General features: G+C 67.4%; 5 protein-coding genes and 1 pseudogene. 3 read left to right on the top strand and 3 right to left on the bottom strand.

From position 1 onward, the window contains the following. Positions 1-719, top strand: a pseudogene (locus VB716_RS11155) (FAD-binding domain-containing protein); the annotation flags it as partial. 653 nt (positions 720-1,372) lie between these two features. Here the strand turns inward: VB716_RS11155 and VB716_RS11150 are convergent. Beyond that, positions 1,373-1,945: a hypothetical protein gene (locus tag VB716_RS11150; RefSeq protein WP_323270508.1), complete on the bottom strand. Its 573-nt coding sequence runs from the start codon at positions 1,943-1,945 to the stop codon at positions 1,373-1,375. A gap of 81 nt (positions 1,946-2,026) precedes the next feature. Here VB716_RS11150 and VB716_RS11145 point away from each other — a divergent pair, with 81 nt between their 5' ends. Both VB716_RS11145 and VB716_RS11140 read left to right on the top strand, forming a co-directional pair. Continuing rightward, the gene (locus tag VB716_RS11145; RefSeq protein WP_323270509.1) at positions 2,027-2,626 is read left to right on the top strand and encodes a thioredoxin family protein; all 600 of its coding nucleotides are present in this window, start codon (positions 2,027-2,029) and stop codon (positions 2,624-2,626) included. Positions 2,627-2,679: 53 nt separating this feature from the next. After that, positions 2,680-3,891 (top strand): DegT/DnrJ/EryC1/StrS family aminotransferase, encoded by a 1,212-nt coding sequence (locus VB716_RS11140; RefSeq protein ID WP_197157981.1) that lies wholly within the window; start codon positions 2,680-2,682, stop codon positions 3,889-3,891. Between the two features lie 126 nt (positions 3,892-4,017). Here the strand turns inward: VB716_RS11140 and VB716_RS11135 are convergent, their stop codons facing one another. Together VB716_RS11135 and VB716_RS11130 are read right to left on the bottom strand one after the other, a co-directional pair. Beyond that, entirely contained in the window at positions 4,018-6,579 is a 2,562-nt protein-coding gene (locus VB716_RS11135) for a Mur ligase family protein (protein ID WP_323270507.1), read from the bottom strand. A 541-nt stretch (positions 6,580-7,120) separates the two neighbouring features. Continuing rightward, the coding region (locus tag VB716_RS11130; protein ID WP_323270506.1) for an FAD-binding domain-containing protein at positions 7,121-7,945 on the bottom strand (825 nt) is incomplete at its 5' end.

Genomic DNA, 7,945 nt, shown 5'->3' with positions numbered 1-7,945 from the left:
CAATCCGTGGCGGTCGAGCCGCGGCCGAGCGGCGCCTGGCGGCGATCGATCCAGGGGCCTATGGCCGCAGCCGCAATGCCCTCGATGGCGCCGTCACGCGCCTGTCGCCCTACATCCGCCACGGCGTGCTCACCCTGGCCGAGGTGCGCGACGCGGTGTTCGCCTGGCTGGAGACCAGCGGTGCCCCCCGCGCCGCCGCCGCCAAGCTGATCGCCGAGCTGGGCTGGCGCGACTACTGGCAACGCCTCTGGCACCAGCTGGGCGACGGCATCTGGCACGACCGCGAACCGCTCAAGACCGGCCACCCCGCCGCCAGCTACGCCGCCGTGCTGCCAGCCGACATCCAAGAGGGCAGCACCGGCCTGACCTGCATCGATGCCTTTGCGGCCGAGCTGATCGGCAGCGGCTGGCTGCACAACCACGCCCGCCTCTGGCTGGCCTCCTATGTGGTGCACTGGCGCCGGGTGCGCTGGCAGGCCGGTGCCGAGTGGTTCCTGCAGCACCTGCTGGATGGCGACCCCGCCAGTAACGCCCTCAGCTGGCAGTGGGTGGCCAGCAGCTTCAGCAGCAAGCCCTACATCTTCAACCGGGCCAACCTGGAGCGCTACGGCGGCCAGAGCCTCTGCGCCCGCTGTCCTGCCGCCCGCCGCGGCGGCCCGGATGTCGCCGGAGGCTGTCCCTTCGACGCCGACTACGAGCAGCTGCAGCAGCAGCTGTTCCCATGGGCCACTGAGGCGCCGCCGGCTTCAGCTCCGGCTCCGCAAACTCCCAGCCCTCCACCCCCGGCGCCAGAGCCTTCCACTGCCTCTGCCTCCGGCCTCGCCGTTTCAGCTGGACCGCTGGCGCCCACGGGCACCAGCCGCCCCAATCCGGATCCACCCCAGCGACCGGTCCTCTGGATCCACGGCGAAGCCCTCGGCCCCGCCAACCCCGCCCTGCGGGCCTACCCGGGCCGGCCGGCCCTGTTCGTCTTCGACAGCGCCTGGCTGACCGGCACCACAACCAGCGGCCCGCCCCCCAGCCTGAAGCGGCTTGGCTTTCTGGCGGAGTGCCTGGTGGAGCTGCCGGTCACGATCCGCCACGGCGACCCAGCGGCCGAGCTGCTGGCGTTCGCGCAACGTCACGGCGCCGATGGGATCGTCACCAGCGCCGCCGTGGACCCGCGCCTCGCGGCGATCCAGGCCCAGCTCGCCGGCGCTTTGCCTCTCACGGTGCTGCCGCCCGAGCCTTTCATTGTACTCGAGCAGGCGGTGGATCTGGGGCGCTTCAGCCGCTACTGGCGCCGCGCCGAGGCGAGGGTCTGGGCCGCCGCTGGCCGCGGAAGGCCCTGACCCGCAGGCCCTTGCGCAGGCCGAACCCCGAGGCGGCTGCATCAGGGCACACCCGCTGGCGGAGGCCCCATCGGCGGATCCTCGCCGAGCAGCTTGCGTTCCTGCTGCAGCACCGCTTCCGGATCGCTGAGCAGGTCGGCTTCCTCCAGCTGCGGGAAGGCCTCGGGCTTGATGTCCTGGGGGCGGCGGGGCGGTTCCACCCAGGTGAAGCTGCTGCGCGGGGCCCGGGCCGCACAGAGGGCCTCGAGCTCGCGCCGCAGCAGGCGCTGCACATCGGGGCGGGCCACCGCCGCGAAGAACTCCTGCTGGGTTGCCAGCCCGGAGCTGAACGGCGCCGTGCCATTGCCGTTGAACAGCCGAGCCGGATTGGGATTCCAGCGCGGCTTGCAGACCCCCTCCTGGCGGGTGTCGGTGTCCAGCCAGAGATGGAGGCCGTAGCCATCGGGCTGGCTCACCACCGCCAGGCCGTCGTGGGGCACGCGGCGCTGCAGGGGGTAGAGGGCCCAGCTGGGATGGCGATGGGCGGGAACACAGCCGCCGATCAGCGCCACCAGCCCCCCCAGGCAGAGCAGAGCCGCCAGACGGAAACGCTGGGGCTGCGGGACATCCGTCAATCCGGGCTGATCCAAGTGGCCCGATCCTCCCCGAACGGCGGGCGGCTGCTGCAGCATCGGCGTCAGAACGCCGCCCCGGTCATGGCCCTCACCCCCTCGACGATGCTGCCGCTGGGGACCCCCCTGCCCCTGGCGGAACTGGCCGAGGCCCTGACCAGCGGCAGCATCGAGCTGGTTGCCGGTGCCCCGCTGGAGCCTGCGGCCCTGGGCGGCCAGCCGCTGCTGGTGCTGTTTCTCTGCGCCCACTGCCCCTTTGTGAAGCACATCGAACCGGAGTTGAGCCGGCTCCAGGCCGACTACGGCGGGCGGCTGCAGCTGATCGGGATCTCGAGCAACAGCACCCTCACCCATCCGCAGGACGGCCCGGCAGGACTCCAGGACCAGGCGCAGCGCAACGGATGGACCTTCCCCTACCTGCTCGACCATGACCAACGACTGGCCCACGCCTTGCGGGCCGCCTGCACGCCGGATCCGTTCCTGTTCAATGCCGATCTGCGCCTCGCCTACCGCGGCCAGCTGGACGGCAGCCGCCCCGGCAACGCCGTTCCCCTGGACGGGCGGGATCTGCGGGCCGCCATCGAGGCACTGCTGGCCGGCCGGCCCGTCGCACCGGAACAGACCGCCTCGATCGGCTGCAACATCAAATGGCCTCCAGGCCAGGAGCCGGCCTGGGCACGCTGAAGGCCCCGCAATCGCGGTTCCTGCAGGCTGGAACTGGCCTTAAGGTGTCCGCCATGCAAGTGCCTCCCTTCAGTCTCAGCGAGCAGCTCCAGGACCTCGGGGAGGAACTCGACGCTGCCGTACTGCAGGTTCTGCGCAGTGGCCAATACATCGGCGGCGCCGGCATCGCCCGCTTCGAGGAGGCCTTCGCCAGGGCCTGCGGCGTGCCCCACGCGATGGGCTGCAACAGCGGTACCGATGCCCTGATCCTGGCGTTGAGGGCCCTGGGCATCGGTCCCGGCGACGAGGTGATCACCTGCTCCTTCAGCTTCTTCGCCACCGCCGAGGCGATCAGCGCCGTGGGCGCCACACCCGTGTTCGTGGACGTCGACCCGGACACCTATCTGATCGATCTGGATCAGATCGAGGCGGCGATCACACCCGCCACCCGTGCCCTGATGCCGGTGCATCTGTTCGGCCGCCCGGTGGACATGGAGCGGGTCTGCGCCATCGCCAGTCGCCACGGCCTGCGTGTGATCGAGGATTGCGCCCAGGCCACCGGTGCCCAGTGGGCCGGGCAACCGGTGGGCAGCTGGGGGGATGCGGGCTGCTTCAGCTTCTTCCCCACCAAGAACCTCGGCGCCGCCGGCGACGGTGGCGCCGTGACCTGCCGCGATGCCGCCGTGGCCCAGGCGGTGCGGGAGCTGGCGGTGCATGGCATGCCGCGCCGCTATCTGCACACGACCCTCGGCTACAACAGCCGTCTCGATGCCATGCAGGCGGCGGTGCTGAACGTCAAGCTGCCCCACCTGGAGCGCTGGATCGAGCGCCGTCGCGGGGTCGCCGCCACCTACGACGGGGCCCTGGCCGATCTGAAGGGCATCCAGCTGCCGCTGGCCGGGCCGGCGGGGCACAGCTGGAACCAGTTCGTGGTGCGGGTCCCCAGCTGCCCCGGTGGCCAGGCCGCCTGCGGCGGCCAATGCACCCCCGCCTCCGACAGCGCCGACTTCGGCCTGCCGGAGGCCTGCTGCCGCGACTGGCTCAAGCAGCAGCTCCAGGAAGCCGGCGTGACCACGATCATCTACTACCCCATCCCGATTCATCGCCAGCCCGCCTACGCCGCCCTGGGCTACGGACCCGGCAGCCTGCCGGTCACCGAGCGCCTCTGCGCCGAGGTGCTGAGCCTGCCGATCTTCCCGGAGCTGCGTGCGGAGCAGCAGCAGCAGGTGATTGAGGTTCTCAAGAGTGTGATTCAGTCGGCCCTGAAGGTGTCTGTGCCTGCCTGATCGGTGCCGCTCAGCTACGGAACCATGCAGCAGCGAATCGAAACACTTCGTCCCCTCCTGATTGGTTAGTTGTGGGTGGCAAGCCTCACAGGGCATACCCAGGGTCGACCATCAACCGGGGTTCGATCAGCTCAAGGCTGCGAGCAATTTTCCCCTCATGATTTCACTCTCAAAGGTGGAGACCACACAAAAATCCCCTGGCCGGATCTGCTCGGCCAGCAAGGCCACTGCTTCGGATTCCAGTCCTGACTCCAATACCGCTGGCCCGTCGGGGCCGAGACTGCGCACTCCCTTGGCCAGAAGAGCAGGCACCATGTCTGGAGTTCTGTTCCTCCGTTCACTCCATGCGGCACAGACCACAAGATCGAAGCCCCAGGTGGCCTGACCAACCTTCTGCAGAAAAGCATCCGGACGGGTGTCCGGGGCTGAGCAGAGCAACATTCTGCGGCATGGCTCCGCCTCGGTGGCGGCCAGGGCGTAGCTGGAGAGGGAGGCCATCGCTTCAGGGCCATCGGCCCAGGTGAGCACGACTTGCCAGGGCTCGCGCATCAGAATTTCAAACCGCCCGCGGCGATGGCTCGCCTTGAGCCCATAATTTCGCAGCCCCTGGATGATCTGGTCTGCCTTGAGGCCAAGCCCAATGGCTTGTGCCGCGGAGAATGCTGCAGCTGTGGCAATCGTGCCGACGGCCCCATCGTCTGAGGCGGGAATCTCGCGCAAAGCGATAGAGAGGAGCTGCTGATCCTGATGGTGCAACTTGATGTTCCCCTGCCGCTCTCTGCTGTAGCTCGCCACCAGGTGTCCTGCTCTGCGGTGGGCGTGCCAGGCGCTGCACCCCGGATCCTCGCTCACCAGGGCGACAGTGGCGGGGTCTCGGTTCTGGGCCATGCCCAGTGTCAGAGGATCATCTGCATTCACCACCAACAGCTTTTCGGCAGCCTGGGCCACGACCGCCTTGATCCGGGCCAGATCTTCGCGCGAGCGAATACCGTCCATTCCGACGTGGTTATCCAGCACATTGAGCACGGCGGTCACATCAGCGCTTTCGATCCCCAGGCCGGCCATGAGGATGCCACCCCGGGCGACTTCCGCCACCAGGGCTTCGATCCGGCGGTCTTGCAGCAGCCACTGCGCCGGTCCGCCTCCCGCCAGATCACCGGCCTTGATCAGCTGCCCGTCCAGCTCCACACCCGTGCTGGAGCAGAGGCCCACCCGCTTCCCGGCATCGAGGAGCAAATGGGCGAGCATGCGGCTTGTGGTGGTCTTGCCGACGCTGCCGGTGATCAGCGCGATGGGGATCCGGCCCGCCTGTGGATGCTCACCCATCCAGAGGCGAACAATCCGCTGGCACAGATCGGTATCAGGATCGGCCAGGAGATGGGGCCGCAGGCCAGCGGAGAGGTTGGCCTCCAGCAGCCAGGTGCCGCCTTCACGCCAGCTCACGCCGATGTCACGACTGATCAGGTCGAGGCCCACCACGTCGGTACCGATCAGTTGGGCAATGTCCTCAGCGAGGCGGCGGTTGTCGGGATGCACCCGGGCGCTGCAATCGATTGCCGTGCCGCCCTGGGAGATGTTGGCCGTGCGGGAGAGCTGAACCCGCGTGCCGGCCGGAGGTACAGATGCCAGCGTGAAGCCCTGCTCGCCCAGGATCAGATCGAGCCGGCCGTCCACCGGGACGCGATTCTTCAGGCGTTCATAGCCCACGCCCCTCTCCGGATCAGCGTTGAGGACTGCGATCTGCCTGTGCAGGGGTAGCAGGCCATCGCTGATGAGCGTTGCCGGTTGGCGCTGCGCCACCGCCAGCAACTTGCCCATCACCACCAGCAGGCGATGGTCTGCCCCCGTCAGGTTCTGCTGCAACAGCTGCCGCCCCTCGCCGCTCTGCTCCTGGCTCTGCCAGGCCTGTCGCAGTTCCATCGGGTCGCTCAGCCCGACCCATACGCCTCGGCCTTTGCCACCGGAAGCGGGCTTGAGCACCACTGGCCAGCCAATCCGTTCAGCGGCGGCCAGCGCATTCTCGAGTGTCTCGACTGTTTCCTGGGCCGGCAGAGGCACACCGCGATGTTTCAGCAGGTTGTGGAGAGCTTCCTTATTGGTGGCTGAGCGGGCAAAGAGTGGGGTGCGATCGGTGAGGGTCTCATGGAAGAGACGCAAGTGGCAGCCCTGTCCCAACTGGAGAAACCGCTGCCAATCCTTGTCCACCAGAGCAAACGGAATTCCCAGCTGATTGGCCGCCCGGGCCAGGTGGGCGTGGGTCTGGTTCCAGAAGCGGGAGCGCAGTGCGTTCCAGTGGTTGGTTGTGGTCGCATCAGGCAGGTTGCCCCGCCTCACTGCCTCAACGATATGAATGCTGAGGGCTGCGACCGCCTTGGCGGCCTTGGGGTCATCGACAGGCAGCCAGAGGCAGAGGGTTGTTGGCCCCTGATGCAGCAGCCGAACTGGTGCCTGCTCCAGCCGGGCGTGTTCGCTGCAGGCCAGAAGCAGCCTTGGCAGCACAGCGACCAACGGACCCTGGCAATCAGCCGGTGAGAGCCTCAGGCTGGTGGGAAGCGCCGTGAGCCAACGGGCCAGCCTCTCTGCGTCCAGCTCTTCAGCAGGGTCGACCCCGGTGAATTCGATGACAGCCCCGCTGCAGGGGGCTTGCATGTTGCCCTTGCGCAGAAAGCGGAGCCGAGCAACTTTCATGATTGATGGCTGAATAGCGCTCAGGGAAGGCTAAATTATGGTCAACTCACCATCGCATGAATTCCTGGATTTTCGGTAACGCCCGATGACCTCTGGGAGAGTGCGATCTCTGCGAGATGTCATCTGTCCATTCGTGGGCACGAGGTCGGCACGTGCAAATCGACACTCCAGTCGTCTGCCTGTCGATCGGATAGCAGGTCCTGGTGGTGCATTCGCTAGGGAGGATTCGGAAGCCTTCGGATCAGTCCCTTGGCAAGCTGAGATGGGTCTGAAAATCAAGCCCCAGCTCATAACCGCGCACTTCTCTCCAGATGGCAGTTTGCTGCAGTCATGGGCAGACGCTATGCACCGCTAAGCAACAAAGAAGGTGACTTTCTTGGCATTCAATCCAGTGACAATATGCCACGCCAGTAAGCGATGCTCGCTTTGCCCAGGAATCCAATACAGAGCCTGCCCTCTCTCGGCAACGGCTGCTTTCGATTGATCATTGCGCGGCGATGAAGGCGCTGAACCGGATGAATGCAACCGCTGGGAGTGGTCTTCACGCAAGTCTTGTCGACCTGTCCACTGAGCCCGGGACCGCCTCCGCTCCATTTCGTGGCAAGGCCGAGTACTGAGCCTTGAAGTGGGCCTGCTGCCGCTGATGGCTCACGATTGGCGCAGGATAGCCGCAGCGCTCCAGGGGAGCGATCTCGCCGCGGATCAGATCGGCCGTGGCCACGTGGCGTAGCTCCGGCAGCCAGGTGCGGATGTAAATGGCCTCCGGGTCGAACTTGGCGGCCTGGCTGGCGGGATTGAAGATGCGCAGGGGCTTCGGATCCATGCCACTGCTGGCGCTCCACTGCCAGCCGCCGTTGTTGGCCGCCAGATCGCCATCCACCAGGCGTTCCATGAAGGCACGCTCCCCCAGGCGCCAGTCGCAGATCAGGTCTTTGACCAGGAAGGAGGCCACGATCATGCGGCAACGGTTGTGCATCCAGCCGCTGGCGTTGAGCTGCCGCATCGCCGCATCGACGATCGGCACCCCGGTGAGCCCCTGCCGCCAGGCCTCGAGGCGCTCGGGGTCGTTCTCCCAGGGGAAGTGACGCCACTGGGGCCGGTAGGGCCCCTCCGCCAGCTCCGGGAAATGGAACAGCGCCTGCTGGTAGAACTCGCGCCAGGCCAGTTCCTGCTCCCAGACGCTGATCGCCGTGCGCTCCTCCTCGCTGCGGGTGAGGTCGCGGGCAGCGCGGGCCGTCGCCCAGGCCTGGCGCGGGCTGAGGGTGCCGAAGGCGAGCGCGGCACTGAGGCCTGAGGTGCCGGCGATGCCCGGCAGGTTGCGCTGGGGCTCATAGGCCAGGAGCGCAGCTCGCTGGCCGCGGCCACT

It is taken from the genome of Synechococcus sp. CCY9201, from assembly GCF_034931105.1.
Taxonomy (GTDB): domain Bacteria; phylum Cyanobacteriota; class Cyanobacteriia; order PCC-6307; family Cyanobiaceae; genus CBW1002.
Note: the sequence above shows the minus strand (reverse complement) of the source record. Positions and strands in the feature narration are given on the sequence as shown.

Coding starts and splice junctions, on each gene's coding strand:
- VB716_RS11140 (WP_197157981.1), top strand. CDS start 2,680: ATGCAAGTGCCTCCCTTCAGTCTCAGCGAGCAGCTCCAGGACCTCGGG.
- VB716_RS11135 (WP_323270507.1), bottom strand. CDS start 6,579: ATGAAAGTTGCTCGGCTCCGCTTTCTGCGCAAGGGCAACATGCAAGCC.
- VB716_RS11145 (WP_323270509.1), top strand. CDS start 2,027: ATGGCCCTCACCCCCTCGACGATGCTGCCGCTGGGGACCCCCCTGCCC.